The organism is Phytohabitans kaempferiae (assembly GCF_042433955.1).
Taxonomy (GTDB): domain Bacteria; phylum Actinomycetota; class Actinomycetes; order Mycobacteriales; family Micromonosporaceae; genus Phytohabitans; species Phytohabitans kaempferiae.
This window is the reverse complement of sequence record NZ_JBHLUH010000036.1, coordinates 89901-105088: the sequence shown is the minus strand read 5'-3', so window position 1 is coordinate 105088 and position 15188 is coordinate 89901. Positions and strand designations below refer to the sequence as shown.

At 72.4% G+C, this 15188-nt stretch carries 9 protein-coding genes; 6 read left to right on the top strand and 3 right to left on the bottom strand.

Translation table 11 applies throughout. From position 1 onward, the window contains the following. Positions 1-19 precede the first annotated feature (19 nt). The gene (locus ACFFIA_RS18220) at positions 20-3433 is read left to right on the top strand and encodes an error-prone DNA polymerase (RefSeq protein WP_377252511.1); all 3414 of its coding nucleotides are present in this window, start codon (positions 20-22) and stop codon (positions 3431-3433) included. On the opposite strand, the gene ACFFIA_RS18215 is transcribed toward ACFFIA_RS18220, so the two are convergent. Continuing rightward, positions 3434-5545: an MMPL family transporter gene (locus tag ACFFIA_RS18215; protein WP_377252509.1), complete on the bottom strand. Its 2112-nt coding sequence runs from the start codon at positions 5543-5545 to the stop codon at positions 3434-3436. Positions 5546-5689: 144 nt separating this feature from the next. Then, positions 5690-6112 carry a hypothetical protein gene (locus ACFFIA_RS18210; RefSeq protein WP_377252507.1) on the bottom strand — a complete coding sequence of 141 codons (423 nt, stop codon included), beginning with the start codon at positions 6110-6112 and terminating at the stop codon, positions 5690-5692. A 42-nt stretch (positions 6113-6154) separates the two neighbouring features. Between ACFFIA_RS18210 and ACFFIA_RS18205 the strand changes: the two genes are divergently transcribed. The 5 genes from ACFFIA_RS18205 to ACFFIA_RS18185 all read left to right on the top strand — a co-directional run bounded on the left by ACFFIA_RS18205 (position 6155) and on the right by ACFFIA_RS18185 (position 11379). Beyond that, the gene (locus tag ACFFIA_RS18205) at positions 6155-7366 is read left to right on the top strand and encodes a hypothetical protein (RefSeq protein WP_377252505.1); all 1212 of its coding nucleotides are present in this window, start codon (positions 6155-6157) and stop codon (positions 7364-7366) included. A gap of 238 nt (positions 7367-7604) precedes the next feature. Next, on the top strand, positions 7605-8345 hold the full coding sequence (locus tag ACFFIA_RS18200) for a methyltransferase domain-containing protein (protein ID WP_377252503.1): 741 nt from the start codon (positions 7605-7607) through the stop codon (positions 8343-8345). Further along, positions 8342-9490, top strand: a complete 1149-nt coding sequence (locus ACFFIA_RS18195) for an alkaline phosphatase family protein (RefSeq protein WP_377252501.1) — start codon at positions 8342-8344, stop codon at positions 9488-9490. The genes ACFFIA_RS18200 and ACFFIA_RS18195 overlap by 4 nt, the downstream gene beginning before the upstream one ends. A gap of 9 nt (positions 9491-9499) precedes the next feature. Then, positions 9500-10732 carry a DNA polymerase IV gene (locus ACFFIA_RS18190; protein WP_377252499.1) on the top strand — a complete coding sequence of 411 codons (1233 nt, stop codon included), beginning with the start codon at positions 9500-9502 and terminating at the stop codon, positions 10730-10732. A gap of 263 nt (positions 10733-10995) precedes the next feature. Continuing rightward, complete coding sequence (locus ACFFIA_RS18185) at positions 10996-11379, top strand: SCO2097 family morphological protein (RefSeq protein WP_377252497.1); 384 nt, start codon at positions 10996-10998, stop codon at positions 11377-11379. Positions 11380-12721: 1342 nt separating this feature from the next. On the opposite strand, the gene ACFFIA_RS18180 is transcribed toward ACFFIA_RS18185, so the two are convergent. Continuing rightward, positions 12722-15187, bottom strand: coding sequence for a transglutaminase TgpA family protein (locus ACFFIA_RS18180; protein ID WP_377252495.1), 2466 nt, complete (start codon positions 15185-15187; stop codon positions 12722-12724). Between the last annotated feature and the right edge of the window lies 1 nt (position 15188).

Genomic DNA, 15188 nt, shown 5'->3' with positions numbered 1-15188 from the left:
GCGGCCGTAGGAGGTGCTCATGGGCTTTCATAACCCGCCCCGACCGTGGGCGGAGATGGAGCGGACGCTCTCCGGAAAGCAGGTGGTGGACCCGCTCGCGGTGGACGCAGACGGGGGCGACTCGCCGGCGTGGAGCCGGAAGCGGCCGCCGTACGAGGGGCCCGCGCTCATCCGCGCCGAAGGCGCCGTGCCGTACGCGGAGCTGCACTGCCACACCAACTTCAGCTTCCTGGACGGGGCGAGCCATCCCGAGGAGCTGGCCCGGGAGGCGGCCCGGCTGGGGCTGACCGCGCTCGCGGTGACCGACCACGACGGCTTCTACGGCGTGGTGCGCTTTGCCGAGGCGGCCCGCGCCCACCAGCTGCCCACCATCTTCGGCGCGGAGCTTTCGCTGGGGCTGCCCGGGCGGCAGAACGGCGAGCCCGACCCGGTCGGGCGGCACCTGGTGGTGCTGGCGCGCGGGCCGGAGGGGTACGCCCAGATCGCCCGTACCGTGAGCAAGGCGCAACTGGCGGGGAAGGAGAAGGGGCGGCCGGTCTACCCGTCGATCGAGGAGCTGGGCGAAGGGCTCACCGACGCCGTCGTGCTGACCGGCTGCCGCAAGGGCACCGTGCCGGCCGCGCTCCGGATCGGCGGGATGGCCGCGGCGGCGACCGAGCTGGACCGCCTCGTCACCGCGTTCGCCCCCGACCGGGTACTGGTGGAGCTGACCGACCACGGTGACCCGGTCGACGGCGACCGCAACGACGCGCTCGCCGAGCTGGCCGCGGCGGCCGGACTCTCCACTGTGGCCACCAACAACGTGCACTACGCCACGCCCAGGCGGCGGCGGCTGGCCACCGCGCTCGCGGCGGTACGGGCCCGGCGCAGCCTCGACGAGATCGACGGCTGGCTGCCCGCCGCGGCCACCGCCCACCTGCGCGGCGGCGAGGAGATGGCGGCGCGGTTCGCGGCGTACCCGGGGGCGGTGGCCCGGGCCGCCGAGCTGGGCCGCGAGCTCGCCTTCGACCTGCAACTCGTGGCGCCCAACCTGCCGGACTGGGAGGTGCCGCCCGGCCACACCGAGATGTCCTGGCTGCGCGAGCTGACCATGCGGGGGGCGCTGCGGAGGTACGGCCCGAGGGAGGCCGCGCGCAAGGAGTACGAGCAGCTTGACCGCGAGCTGAAGATGATCGAGGAGCTGGGTTTCCCGGGCTACTTCCTGATCGTCCACGACATCGTGAAGTTCTGCCACGACAACCGGATCTTCTGCCAGGGGCGTGGCTCGGCGGCCAACTCGGCGGTCTGCTACGCGCTCGCCATCACCAACGTCGACGCGGTGCAGCACGAGCTGCTCTTCGAGCGCTTCCTCACCCCCGAGCGGGACGGGCCGCCCGACATCGACGTCGACATCGAGTCCGACCGGCGCGAGGAGGTCATCCAGTACGTCTACCGCAAGTACGGCCGGGAGCACACCGCCCAGGTCGCCAACGTCATCTCGTACCGGCCGAGGTCGGCGGTGCGCGACATCGCCAAGGCGTTCGGCTTCCCGCCCGGACAGCAGGATGCGTGGAGCAAGCAGATCGACCGGTGGGGGACGATCGTGCCGGCCCGCGATGCCGGCGTCGCCGCTCGGCCGCAAGCTGGATCGCACCTCGACCCGAGCGACTCGGCGCGATCGCCGCGAGCCACCGTCGACGTGGAGGGCATCCCGGAGCAGGTGGTCGAGTTCGCCAACGAGCTCCAGACGTTTCCGCGGCACCTGGGCATCCACTCCGGCGGCATGGTGATCTGCGACCGGCCGGTGGTCGACGTGTGCCCGGTCGAGTGGGCGCGGATGGAGAACCGCACGGTCCTGCAGTGGGACAAGGACGACTGCGCCGCGGTCGCGCTGGTCAAGTTCGACCTGCTGGGGCTGGGCATGCTCTCCGCACTGCGGTACGCCTGCGACATGATCGGCGAGGACATCGACCTGAGCGAGATGACCCTCACCGACCCCGAGGTCTACGCGATGTTGCAGAGGGCCGACTCGGTGGGCGTCTTCCAGGTCGAGTCCCGCGCGCAGATGGCCACGCTGCCGAGGCTGAAGCCGGAGTGCTTCTACGACCTGGTCGTCGAGGTGGCGCTCATCCGTCCCGGCCCGATCCAGGGCGGCTCGGTGCACCCGTACATCCGGCGCAAGAAGGGCCTCGAAGAGGCGAGACCGCCGCATCCCGCGATGGCGAACGCGCTCGCCAAGACCCTCGGCGTCCCGCTCTTCCAGGAGCAGCTCATGCAGCTCGCCATCGACGTGGCCGGCTTCGACGGCGCCGAGGCCGACCAGTTGCGCCGCGCGATGGGCTCGAAGCGGTCGGACGAGCGGATGGCCGCGCTCAAGCAGCGGCTCTACGCCGGCATGGCGGAGCGGGGGATCACCGGCGAGATCGCCGACGACGTGTACCTCAAGCTCTCCTCGTTCGCCAGCTTCGGCTTCCCAGAAAGCCACGCGATCAGCTTCGCCTACCTCGTGTACGCCAGCTCGTGGCTCAAGCGTTACCACCCCGGGCCGTTCCTCGCCGCGCTGCTCAACGCGCAGCCGATGGGCTTCTACTCGCCGCAGACGCTGGTCGACGACGCGCGGCGGCACGGCGTCGAGGTGCGCCGGCCGGACGTCAACCTCAGCGGCGCCAAGGCGAAGCTGGAGCACACATCGGACACGCGCTGGGTGAGCGAGGCCCACGAGCCGCCGCACCAGTGGGGGCTGGGCGGCCCGGCCGTCCGGCTTGGACTGTCCTACGTGCGCACGATCGGCGACGACCTGGCCGGGCGGATCGAGGAGGAGCGGGAGGGGGCCGGCCCGTACCGGGACATGGCCGACCTGGCCCGCCGGGTCGGTCTCACCGCCGCGCACATGGAGGCGCTGGCCACCGCCGACGCCTTCGCCGGCTTCGGGCTCTCCCGCCGGGAGGCGCTGTGGGCTGCCGGCGCCGCGGCTCAGGAGCGGCCCGACCGCCTCCCGGGTACGGGCGCCAGCGCCAACCCGCCGCCCACACTGCCCGGCATGGACGCGGCCGACCGCCTCGTCGCCGACGTGTGGGCCACCGGCCTGTCGCCGGAGAGCCATCCGGCGCGCTTCATCCGCCCCCAGTTGGAGGAGGTGGGGGCGGTGCCGATCGCGCGGCTGGGCCTGATCGACGCCGGCACGCGGGTACGCGTCGGCGGCCTCGTCACCCACCGGCAGCGGCCGGCGACCGCGGGCGGGATCACGTTCATGAACCTCGAGGACGAGACCGGCATGCTCAACGTGACCTGCTCACCGGGGCTGTGGCAGCGGTACCGCAAGGTGGCCCGCACCAGCGCGGCGCTGATCGTGCGGGGGCGGCTGGAGAAGCACGACGGCGTGATCAATCTGACCGCGGACCGGCTCGATCCGATCACGCCGCCGGTGAGCCCGGCCTCCCGCGACTTCCGATGATCAGTGGGCCGCCTCCGCCGGCTCGGGGAGCGCCTTGGTGGACAGCTCGTCGGGCACCTTCGCCAGCCTGCTGGGGAGCCACATGCGGCGACCGATGTCGAGGTTGAGCGCGGTCACCAGCACCGCGCGCACGATGATCGTGTCGAGCAGGACACCGAAGGCGACCGCGAACCCGATCTCCGCGAACGCGGTCAGCGGCAGTGTGGCCAGCACCGCGAACGTACCGGCCAGCACCACGCCCGCCGACGTGATCACACCGCCGGTCGCGGCCAGGCCGATGAGCGCCGCCCGCTTGGTGCCGTGCCGGGTCACCTCCTCGCGTACCCGGGTCATCAGGAAGATGTTGTAGTCGATGCCGAGCGCGACCAGGAAGACGAACACGAACAGCGGCAGCGAGCTGTCGGCGCCGCCGAAGCCGAACACGTGCCGGAAGATCAGCGCGCTGACGCCGAGCGCCGCGGCGAAGGAGAGCACCACGGTCGCCACCAGCACGATCGGGGCGACGACCGCCCGCAGCAGCACGCCGAGGATGACCAGTACGACGAGCAGCACGATCGGGATGATCAGGTTGCGGTCGTGGCGGGCCGCCCGTTGGAGGTCCAGGTTGATCGCCGTCTGGCCGCCGACCTGGGCGTTCGCGCCGGGCACCGCGTGCACGCCGGCGCGTACCCGGTCGACGGTGTCGTAGGCGTCGGGGCTGTCCGGCGGCGCGGTGAGCGTGCCCTCCATGTAGGCGATGCCGCCGCGGACGACCGGCTCGCGTACGGAGGAGGGCTCGATCCCCTCGGTGGCGGCGAACCTGGTGCGCACCTCGGCCGCCTGGGCGGCGTCGCTGACCACGACGACCGGCGTGCCCACGCCGGCCGGGAAGTGGCGGGCCAGCACCTCCTCGCCGACGATCGAGTCCGGGTTGCCGCGGAACGACTCCTTGTTGCTCAGCCCGGTGGCGTCGAGCTGGACCAGGCCGATCGCCATGATCGCGAGCACGATGCTCGTGGTGATCCAGGTGGCGCGGGGGCGGCGGGCGATGCGGGCGCCGACCTTGGCCCACAGGCCGTAAGTGGTCGGCTCCGGGGAGCCCTCCTTCGGGCGTACCGGCCAGAAGATCCACCGGCCCACCGTGACCAGCAGCGCCGGCAGCAGCGTGAGCATGACCGCGAGGCCGACGACGATCCCGATCGCGGCGACCGGGCCGAGGCCGCGGGTCGAGTTGGTCTCCGCGAAGAGCAGGCAGATCATGCCGACCGCCACGGTCGCCGCGCTCGCCACGATCGCCGGGCCGGCCCGGTGCAGGGCGAACGCCATCGCCTCGTGCCGGTCGTGGTGGCGGCGCAGCTCCTCCCGGTATCTGGCGACGAGCAGCAGCGCGTAGTCGGTGCCGGCGCCGAACACGAGTACGGTCAGGATGCCCGCGCTCTGCGCGTTGACGGTGAGGTCGGCGTGCTTGGCGAGCAGGTAGATCACGGCCTGGGCGCAGGTGAGCGCCACGCCGGCGGAGATCACCGGAAGCAGCCACAGCACCGGGCTGCGGTAGGTGAACAGCAGGATCACCACGACCACGGCGATCGTGGCGAACAGCAGCGTGCTGTCGATGCCCTCGAACGCGGCGGCCGAGTCGGCGGCGTTGCCCGCGGGACCGGTGATGTGTACGTCCATGCCGTTGGCGCCGGCGTCGGCGGTCGCCCTCATCGAGTCGACGATCGTGCCGGCCCGGTCCCAGCCCTCGGGGCCGAGGTTGAGTGGTACGAAGATCTGGGCCGCCTGCCCGTCCGCCGAGACGGCCGGGCCCTGCACCTGGCCGTCAAGCTCGGTGAGCTGCCCGAAGTGCTGCGCGTCGGCCGCCACCTTCGCCCGGTCGGCGCCGGTCAGCCCGGACGAGCGCGCGTAGACCACCACCGCCGGGATCGTGTCCGGCGAGGCGAAGGCGGCCTGCTTGTCGAGTACCTGCGTCGACTCGGCGCTGCCCGGCAGCCACGACTGGGCCTCGTTGTCTTCGACCTCGGTCAGCTTGCCGGCGAGTGGCGCGGCCAGTGCGACCACGGCCAGCCAGAACACGATGATCAGATACTTCGTGCGGCGGCCGGTGATGAGCCCGGCGACAGACCTGCTCATGAATCCCCCCGTTGACACACGCGTGCAATTCGGCTATATATGCTCCGCCGTCTTGCGCCGGCCGCGCATCGTCGTTACGCACCGGCTTCCACGCCTGATTCCCGTAGGGGACGCCGGACGTACATGTCCGCTTCCCGAAGCGGCTCAATCCTTGGCGAGCCGCCGTTCCAGGAGGGTGGCGAGGGGGATCGACTCGCCGTCGCGCCCGCCCTGACCGACCACGAGCGGCGGGTCGTCCGGCTGGAGGGTGACGCCGGCGAAGCGGGCCCGCAGGCTGGCCGGCACGCCGAGCAGGTAGAACGAGCCATCTTCAGCGACGGCTATCGACTTGTCGGCTTTCAGATACCAGCCCCGCAGGCCGGTCCGGTAACGCCCGTGACCCGTGTACGCGCGGGCGACCAGCGGCTCGGTGGGCAGGCCGCGCTCCCGCGCCCGGCGTACGAAGTCGGCCACCATCGCCCGTGCTCGTGACACCTCGGCGGCCCTGCGGCGCTCTTCCGCCTCGGCGTGTACGGTGACCGCGTGGCGCCGACGCCGCTGCCAGTCATCCCGGTCGTCGGTCGTCATGGCCCGACCCTACGACCCCCGCGTTAGGAAGGGAGCAGCACCGTGCACGAGGGAGGCTGCCACGGCGGCCCGCTGGACGGCCAGGTGCGGATCAGTCGCTACCCCAACGGTTTCCTTCTGGGCGACAAGCCCACCGGGCGGGCGTGGTTCTACGACTGGCGCGACGGTGCGTTCCACGTCCGCGATCCCGAGCCGCAGCCGCTGACCGACGGCCTGATGCTGGAGACCGCCCTCGGCGAGGCGTACGACGTGCTCGCGCTCCCCGGCAGCGGCGACGAGGTGGGCGCTATGTTCAGCGCCGCCGCGGTGAGCGCCGATGTGGACGGCGTGGAGACCGACGAGTTCACCGTCCTGGCCAGAAATCCCAACCCGTCCCGCATCTCGGCCGCGATCTGGCGGCTGTGGACAGAGTTTGACCGAATCGAGCCGTCGGCACTGCTTGGTGGCATCGTCGCTGAGAAGCCTGGGTACCATTCGTGGCGATCTCGCCTGCCCTCTACCGACTACTCGGTACGCGACCTCGCGGCCGACCGGCGCGGCTCGGGCGCGATGGCGGCGGCGCTCGACCTCACGCTCTCCAGCGCGGCGATGCGGACGTACACGGGGCGGCTCGACAGCGCCGCCCGGTCCCGCGACCCGCGGCTCTACACGCCGCGCGGACCGGTGCTGCGCGAGTTCATCGGCACGAAGGACAACCGCAGCGTCTACTGCTACGTGCTCACCGGCGGTCGGCCGCTCGGCGTGGGCGCCGACGCGGGGCCCGACCCCGGCCGCGACTCGAGCCACCTGTGGCACATCCACCTATCGATCATCAGGCAGTTCTGCGAAGACTGGTCCGCCCTTGACGGTGTCCTGTCGGTGCTGCGTGGGGAGTCCCTCGCGGCCTGGCGGGCGAGATCGGAGTACGACGAGATGACCCCCCAGCAGGCCCAGCAGCTCCGTGACGCGTACTACGTGATCGCGCAGGCCGTCCCCAACCCCACCGGTGACGGTCGGGTGCCGCTGCACGTGTGGGCAGGTTGGATGACAGGTGCGGTCAAGGCGCTCGCCACCGCCGTGGCCAATGTCGACGAGGCCACCAAGGCGCAGCTCCAGCAGGATCTCGACAGCCTGCACGCCGGGATCGCCGAGGTGCCGGGCGAGGTCGTCGAGGCGCTCGGCGCCGACGCGGAGCCCGAGGAGATCGCGGTGCGGCTGCGGGCGATGCTCGGCGACAAGGCCACCGCGGTCGGCCAGATCCTCGCTCGCGGCTGACCTCCCCGGCGCCCGGCCCCAGGTGCTCCCCGCCGTCTTCGGCCTGCTGGCGACCACCGCGTGACGGCCAGGAAAACAATAAACCTCGATTACAGTGGACAGCCTGGTGGCGGAGGCCGTGGGGCTCCGCCACCTGTGGTGCGAGGCACCTGGCATAGGCTGCGGCTGTGAACGGCAGTCGCGAGGCTACGGACCCTGATCTCGCCGAGCGCCGAGCGACGGAGCGGGGTAGGTAGGCATGGAGTTGACTCGCGCGCACCGCAGCGGTCCGCGCACCGCCGTCGTCTGGGCGGCGCTGCGTCGTGAGATCGAGCGGCAGGGCGGTCGTCCGCTCACCGTTCTCGACGTCGGCGGGGGCACCGGCGGGTTCGCCGTACCGCTCGCCGAAGACGGCCACCACGTCACGGTGGTGGATGCCAGCCCCGACGCGCTCGCCGCGCTGACCCGCCGGGCCGCCGAGGCCGGGGTCCCCGATCGGGTACGCGCGGTGCAGGGCGATGGTGACGCGCTCGCCGGCCTGGTCGAGCCAGGCGCCGCAGACCTGGTGCTGTGCCATGCGGTGCTGGAGGTGGTCGACGACCCGGCCGGGGTGGTGGCGGCCGTGACGGCGGCGCTGCGCCCGGGCGGGGCGGCCAGCGTGCTCGTGGCGGGCAAGGCGGCCGCCGTGGTCGCCCGCGCGATCAACGGCCACCTCGCCGACGCGGCGGCGCTGCTCGCCGACCCGGTGGGCTGCGCCGGTCCGCGTGACACACTGCGGCGGCGCTACGACGCTGACACCGCCGCCGCGCTGCTGCGCTCCGCCGGGCTCGAGGTTTCCGAGATCCACGGGGTACGGGTACTCGCCGACATCCTCCCCGCGGCGGTGGCCGACGGCGACCCGCAGGCGGTGGTCGACCTGGAGTTGGCCGCGGCCGCCCATCCGCCCTACCGGGACATCGCCGCCCAGTTGCACCTCTTCGCCCGCCGCCCGCTGTCATGATCGGGGCGCTCGACCTGGTGCGTCCGGCGTACGGCCAGGCCAGCCTCGCCGAGGTGCTGCCGAGCGCGCTCTCCGTCCTCGGGGTGCCGGGCGCGCCCGACCCGTTGGCGCTCACCGCCCGTCTCGACGGCGTGCGGCGGCTGGCCGTGCTGCTGGTCGACGGGCTCGGGTCGTACCAGATCCCGCTGGCGGCCCCCCACGCACCGACACTGAGCGATGTGGCGCGCGATGCCACGGAGCTGACCTGTGGTTTTCCCTCGACGACGCCGGCGGGTCTGGCGATGCTGGGGGCGGGAGCCGCGAGTGGGGCGCATGGGCTGCTCGCGTTCACGGTCAATGTGCCGGGCACCGACCGGGTGCTCAACCACACGCAGTGGCGGGACGACCCCGACCCGGTGGAGTGGCAGCCGGTGCCGACCCGGCTTGAGGCGGCGCGGGCGGCGGGCGTGGCGACGACGGTGGTGAGCCGCCCCGAGTACGCGGGCAGCGGTCTCACCGTGGCCGCCTGGCGCGGTGCCGACTACCGCCCGGCCGCCGGAGTCGACGAGCTGGCCACGGGCGTGCTCGGCGCGCTGGCGGGCGAGGGACCGGCGCTGGTGGTGGGCTACCACCCGACGATCGACACGGCGGGGCACCTGTGGGGGCTCGACTCGTCCGAGTGGCGGGCCGCGGTCGCCGAGTTCGACGGTCTGCTCGCGCGTCTGGTCGAGGGCCTGCCCGCCGACGCCGCGCTGCTGGTCACGGCCGACCACGGGCAGCTCGACGTGCCCGGCGAGGGGCGGTACGACATCGACGTCGACCCCCGCCTCAGCGCCGGCCTTCGCCTGGTCGCTGGCGAGCCGCGCGTCCGGTACCTGCACACGCTGCCCGGTGCCCGCGACGACGTGGTGGCCGCCTGGCGCGCGGTGCTGGGCGACGGCGCGTGGGTCGCGCCGCGCGAGGAGGTGGTGGAGGGCGGCTGGTTCGGTCCGGTGCCACCGGCGCACCTCGGCCGGATCGGCGACGTTGTCGTGGCCTGCCAAGGGCTCACCGCCGTGCTCGCCACCGCCCGCGAGCCGGAGACGGTGGCCAGGCTGGTCGCCTACCACGGCTCGTACACGGCGGTGGAGATGACGGTGCCGCTGATTGTCATACGCGGGGTTTAGCCTGCGGGTATGGGTCGGAGCCAGGCGGTGCCGCGCGGCGATGAGCGGTTCGGGCCGGAGGGCGACGACAGCGGCTGCCCCATCCTCCACGTCGACATGGATGCGTTCTACGCCTCGGTCGAGGTGCATCGCGACCCCTCGCTCCGCGGCCGGCCCGTGGTGGTGGGCGGGGTCGGGCCGCGCGGTGTGGTCAGCTCGGCCAGCTACGAGGCCCGCGAGTTCGGGGTGCGCAGTGCCATGCCCACCGCCCGCGCCCGGGCGCTGTGCCCGCGAGCGGTTTTCCTCCCGCCCGACTTCACGGCCTACACGGCGGCGTCCCGCGCGGTCATGGGCATCTTCCGCGATGTCACCCCGCTGGTCGAGCCGCTTTCGCTCGACGAGGCGTTCCTCGACGTGGCCGGCGCCCGGCGGCTGCTTGGCCCGCCCGGTGGCATCGCCCGGCTGATCCGCTCGCGCGTGCGGGGTGAGCTGGGGCTGACCTGCTCGGTGGGGGTGGCGCCGACCAAGTTCGTGGCCAAGCTCGGCTCGACCCGCGCCAAGCCAGACGGGATGATCGTGGTCCCCGCCGACCAGGTGCTTCAGTTCCTTCACCCTCTGCCGGTGGCCGCGCTGTGGGGCGTGGGGGAGCGGGCCGCCGAGACGCTGGGGCGGCTGGGCCTGCGCACGGTCGGCGATGTGGCGGGGGCCCCGGTCGGCATGCTGCGTTCGGCGCTCGGCGAGGCGGCCTCGGCCCATCTCCACGAGCTCTCCTGGGGGCGCGACCCGCGGCGGGTGACGCCCGAGCAGGTCGACAAGTCGATCGGGGCGGAGGTGACGTTCGATACGGACGTGGCCGATTCGGCGGTGCTGCGGCGCGCGCTCCTCTCCCTCGCCGAGAAGACCGGCACGCGGCTGCGCCGCTCCGGTCAGGTGGGGCGCACCGTCTCCATCAAGGTGCGGCTCGCCGACTTCCGCACGGTCAACCGTTCCCGCACCCTGCCCGGGCCGACCGATGTGGCGCGCGAGGTGTTCGACACCGCGTGGGCGCTTTACCAGGCGCTCAACCCCGGCGACCGGATCCGGCTGATCGGCGTGCGGGTCGAGGGCCTGAGCGCGGCCGGCGCCACCCCGAGGCAGCCCGCGTTGGGCGAGCCCGAGCACGGCTGGCGCGACGCCGAGGCGGCAGCCGACGCGGTGGCGGCGAAGTTCGGCCGGGCGGTCGTGCGGCCGGCGAGCCTGCTGCGCCCCGCCGACGAGGGGTGAGTGCCGCTTGCGTTCCGGTCACCGGTGTCCACTTTCTGACTCCCCGGCATCCTCCCGCGCGTCGTGACCCTGCTTTCCGAGCCCTCCTCACCCGCTTTTACAGTGGCGGTGACCTGCGGCTGACTGAAAATCACTCAGGCCGTGGGTCGTCCCGCTTTCCGACGCGCGAGCCCCCTCGTAGACTGGCGGGTAAGCAGCCGGTTTTGGGCTGCCACGGTCTGTCGGTCCGCCCGGGCCGGCCTACGTGACCGGGGAGGAGTGCCGTGCCGCTCTCTGAGCATGAGCAGCGGCTGTTCGAGCAGATCGAGCAGTCGCTGGCCGAGGACCCGAAGTTCGCCTCGGCTGTGCGCGCCAGCGATCCGCGCTTCCACGCGCGTCGTCGTCTGCTGCTCGCTGTCGGCGTGATCGCCGTCGGTCTGGCGTTGGTTGTCTACGGCACGGTTACAGAGCTGACTCTGCTCGGCGTAGCGGGGTTCGTGGTCATGCTCGGCGCCGCGGCGTTCGCGATGCACTCGCACCGCAAGGCACAGTCGCCCGACCTGCGTGTCGTGGGAGGCACCACCTCCCGCCGCACGCGCGGTCGCCGCATGTCGTTCGTCGACCGGCTTGAGGAGAGGTGGCGTCAGCGGCCCGAAGGCCACCGCTGACCCGTCCCTGCCCCAGCCCTCGGCGGTAAGCCGCTGAATCCTGCCCGGTTTCTATTTCTTTCTCCCTTTTGTTGTCTCCTGCTGCCCGCTGGGCAGCGAGCCGCGCTGTTGGGCACTTGTTGCCGGCTTCTGGCCGAGCGGCGCCGGCTGACAATTCCGGAGTCCGGCTGACTGATTTTTTACCCGCTTGGTCCGGCGGTCTGTTTTCTGAGGGCCTGGCCGGCCCGCGACGGACCCAGACGATAGGCCCTGGCTGTTTCGGGGATCGCGCCCCGCGACCGTCTTCGCCGGCCTGTTCGCTGCGCTCGGGGTCGGCGCGCGGGCGGCGGATCGTCGACTTCCGCTTTCTGTCGTCTACCGTGGCGCTCTTTCACACCGAGGGAGAAATCGTCCCCACTGGTGCGGAGTCAGCGCAGACGTTCATAGCGACGAAAGGCGCCGGCGGATGGCTGATCGCGGCGTTCCAGAACACGCGCATCCAGCCCCACTAGAGAGATTTCGGTGTCGGGGTTGGCGCCGCTTCGCGGCCCGGGTTCTCGTCGTGCCCGCGGCGGGCGCTTGGGCTGCGTGCCGGGTGCGTAGGGCTGGGCCTGGTTGGTCGAAGGCGTATCCGCGTGTTCGGGGGCGGGGGACGCTCGCGGTCATCAAGATCCAGGTCGTGCGTGGCGAAAGTTCACCCTCGGAGGGCAATTGATCGCCACGGACGGACCAGCGGGCTCGCGCGTGTCCACACCGGCCTGGGTCGCCACGCCGCCGCCGGGCCTGGTCGCTTCGCAAAGGGCTGTGTCAGGGACATAGACCCTTGCGGCCGGTTTGAAAGGGCTATGTCCCTGACAACGCCCACGCACCCGCCGAGGTCAGGCGCGGCTGGCCCACCCGACACCGGCATCCACACCACCAGCCGCGCGTCCGGCGCCCGTCCCGGGGGTTGGGCGCATCGGTGCGCCCAGCTCGACAGCTTCTCCAACACACGACACCAGGTCCGGACGCGGCCCAGCCACGCGACCACGTCGACCCCCGAAACCGCTCCAAGGTCCGGGAGCAGTGCCACGCTCCGCGTGCACACGATCTGCTGCCAGCCCGACGCGGGCGCGGACGCTGCGCGATCCACTCGGACCTCGACTCCGAAAGGTCTCCAGGAATGGGCTCGGAGACTACTTCCGAGCCATTGGATGGCGACCCCTCAGGCTGATGATGGTGCCCGCGGGGCTCTCCTCGTCCTCGTCCTCGCGGACCGCATCGCCCGTCCCGTCATCGAACAGGCCACCTCCGACCTGTCGAGCGCCAGTGAACCCGATGACCAGGGCCAGCCACCGCCGGCCCTGGTCAGTGGGGCGCTGCGCTATCGCGAGGGGCGCGTGAGCAGCCGGCGCGGGCTCCAGCGCATGAGGCCGTCGCGCATGCGGCCCGAGGTCAGGACCGTACGGATGGAGCTCTCCACGATCGCCTGGCGCCACCGCAGCAACACCGACGGAGGCAGCAGCCGTGCCGCGAGCCGCGTACGGCGGTTGGCGCGGCTGGCCATTGCCCGCCGCACAGCGCGCAGGCCCTCGCCCAGCCGGCCGGCCTGGAGCGGGTCGCGGGCGTACCGGGCGCGCTCCTCGGCCCGCCCCAGCATCCGCGCGGCCTCGGCGGCCGGGCCGTCGACCAAGCCATCCTTGATCAGGCGGTCGGCGGTGGCCCGGGGCGTCTCGGTCTGGTCGATCGGCACGCGGTAGTCGACCATCGTGTCGATCAGCTCGGCCCAGGCGGCGTGCGCGTCCTCGCGGGCCCGCCCGGCCGCCGCCACGTCGGTGACGACGATGCGGTGCCCGTCGGGATCGCCGCCGTCCGCGCCGACCGTGGCGCCCGCCCTCGCGCTGCCGACCGCCGCCCGCTGGCGCCGGAGCAGGCCGCGCCGCATGGCCGGTACGGCGAGCAGGGCGAGCACCAGGATCACCGCGCCGATCGTGAACCACGGCCACTTCGGGGTGGTCGGGGTGACCGAGCCGACGCCCTCACCGAGGCCGGCGTCGTCGCCAAGGCCCTCCTGGGGAGCGGCGGTGCCGCCGGAGGTGTCCGGTGCCGGGCCGGCGCTCGTCGAGGTGCTCGGTGCCACGGTCGGGGTGGCTTCGACGTCGGGCGCGTAGTCGGTGCGGATCGAGCCGAGCACGCCGGCCGCGGGCGTGGCGTCGAACGGGACCCAGCCGTACTGGCGGCCGAAGTAGACCTCGGTCCAGGCGTGAAGGTTCTTGTTGGTCAGCGTGAACGAGTTGCCGTCGCGCCTGTTGGAGCCGCTGCTGAAGCCGAACGCGACCCGCGCGGGGATGCCGGCCGCCCGCACCATCCAGGCCATCGCGGCGGCGTACTGCTGGCAGAAGCCCCGCTTGTTGGTCAGGAAGTCGACGATGGCGGTGCCGCCGGTGCCGTTCTCCGTCTGCGTGGTGTACGAGAAGCCGTTCTTCGACGAGAAGTAGTTGTAGATCGCCCGCACCTTGGCGTACGGGGTCTCCCTGCCCCGGATCAGCTCGTCGACCTGCTCCTGTACGTACTCGTTCTCCGGCATCTGGATGAACCGCTGGAGCGACGGGTCGTCGGGCAGCGCGTCGGCCCGGCTCAGCGCCGACTCGCTGTACGCGGTGCGGATGTACTCCACGGCGTACTTCTGGTTGCGTGCCGAGGAGGTGCTGGAGTACGCGACGTGCTGGTTGGCGTCGTAGAACCAGCCGCGGCCCTTGTAGTTTTCGATCCGCACCGGCGTGGAGTAGAGGGGCAGCAGGCCCATGTCGAAGTCTTCGGTGACCTCGATCGTGGCGCGAAACTGCTCGGTGCCCACGCCCAGCACGTCCGGCCCGTTGAACGCGGGCAGGCCGTCGCCGAGTGGGGTGCCGGGCGGGCTGCGCCGGCCGCTGCGAAAGCCGTTGTCGGTCAGCTCGTCGGCGACGCCGAAGCGGATGTACTGGGGCGTGGGGTCGTTGGTCTCGACCTTGAGAATGTCGCGCTCCTCGCCCTGCTGGAGCTCGCCGCTCAGGTTGGCGAAGAGGTCGACCCGCCCGCCGGTGCCCCGGCCGTTGCCGCCGGGACCGTCGCCGCCCTGCCCGAAGTTGGAGAGCAGGCCGCTGGTCATGCCGGGCACGGCGAGCGGCAGCAGTACGGCGAGCGCGACGCCCACCACGGCGAGCCGGCGGCCGGCCGCGGCGAGTGGCGAGGGCTCCCAGACGTCGACGTCGCGGCCGTCGCCGGTGAACCGGCGGCCGAAGCGGCGCACGCGGTCGACGTTGTCGGCGACCAGCAGCCACAGGAAGCCGACCGCGCCGATCACGAACGGCAGCGGGTGGACGCTGTCGGTGTAGACGGCGACCGGGACCGAGTAGATGGCCAGCATGGGCAGGCCGGCCAGGGCGGGGCGGCGCAGGGCCACGGTGAGCAGGTCGACCAGGATGGCGACCGAGCCGACCCCGAGCACGGTGAGGAACTGGAGACCCACGCGGTCGGGGACCGGGACGCCGTACGAGCGCATGTCTTCGACCGCGAAGTTCATCAGCTCGCCGAAGTGGGCGAACGTGCCCGGCATCGGGATGATCGCCAGCAGCTCCTCGCCGCTGGAGAACATCAGCGTCAGCACCAGGGTGAGCGTGGCCACCATGCCGAGCAGTTGGGCCCACACCGGCGCGCGCAGCGAGCGGGCGAGCGTGGCGGCTCCGGCGACGAGCGCCACGGCGACAGCGCACTGGATCAGCCAGGTCCACCGTTCGAAGATCGTCGACAGTGGAGCGGCCGCGAGCAGTGTGGCCGCCGCGGCGACGAACCCCAGGTGCCGATCACGCACA

Bases quoted from the DNA above. Each gene is read 5' to 3' on its own strand.
- ACFFIA_RS18210 (WP_377252507.1), bottom strand. From the start codon at position 6,112: ATGACGACCGACGACCGGGATGACTGGCAGCGGCGTCGGCGCCACGCG.
- ACFFIA_RS18190 (WP_377252499.1), top strand. From the start codon at position 9,500: ATGGGTCGGAGCCAGGCGGTGCCGCGCGGCGATGAGCGGTTCGGGCCG.
- ACFFIA_RS18215 (WP_377252509.1), bottom strand. From the start codon at position 5,545: ATGAGCAGGTCTGTCGCCGGGCTCATCACCGGCCGCCGCACGAAGTAT.
- ACFFIA_RS18220 (WP_377252511.1), top strand. From the start codon at position 20: ATGGGCTTTCATAACCCGCCCCGACCGTGGGCGGAGATGGAGCGGACG.
- ACFFIA_RS18195 (WP_377252501.1), top strand. From the start codon at position 8,342: ATGATCGGGGCGCTCGACCTGGTGCGTCCGGCGTACGGCCAGGCCAGC.
- ACFFIA_RS18200 (WP_377252503.1), top strand. From the start codon at position 7,605: ATGGAGTTGACTCGCGCGCACCGCAGCGGTCCGCGCACCGCCGTCGTC.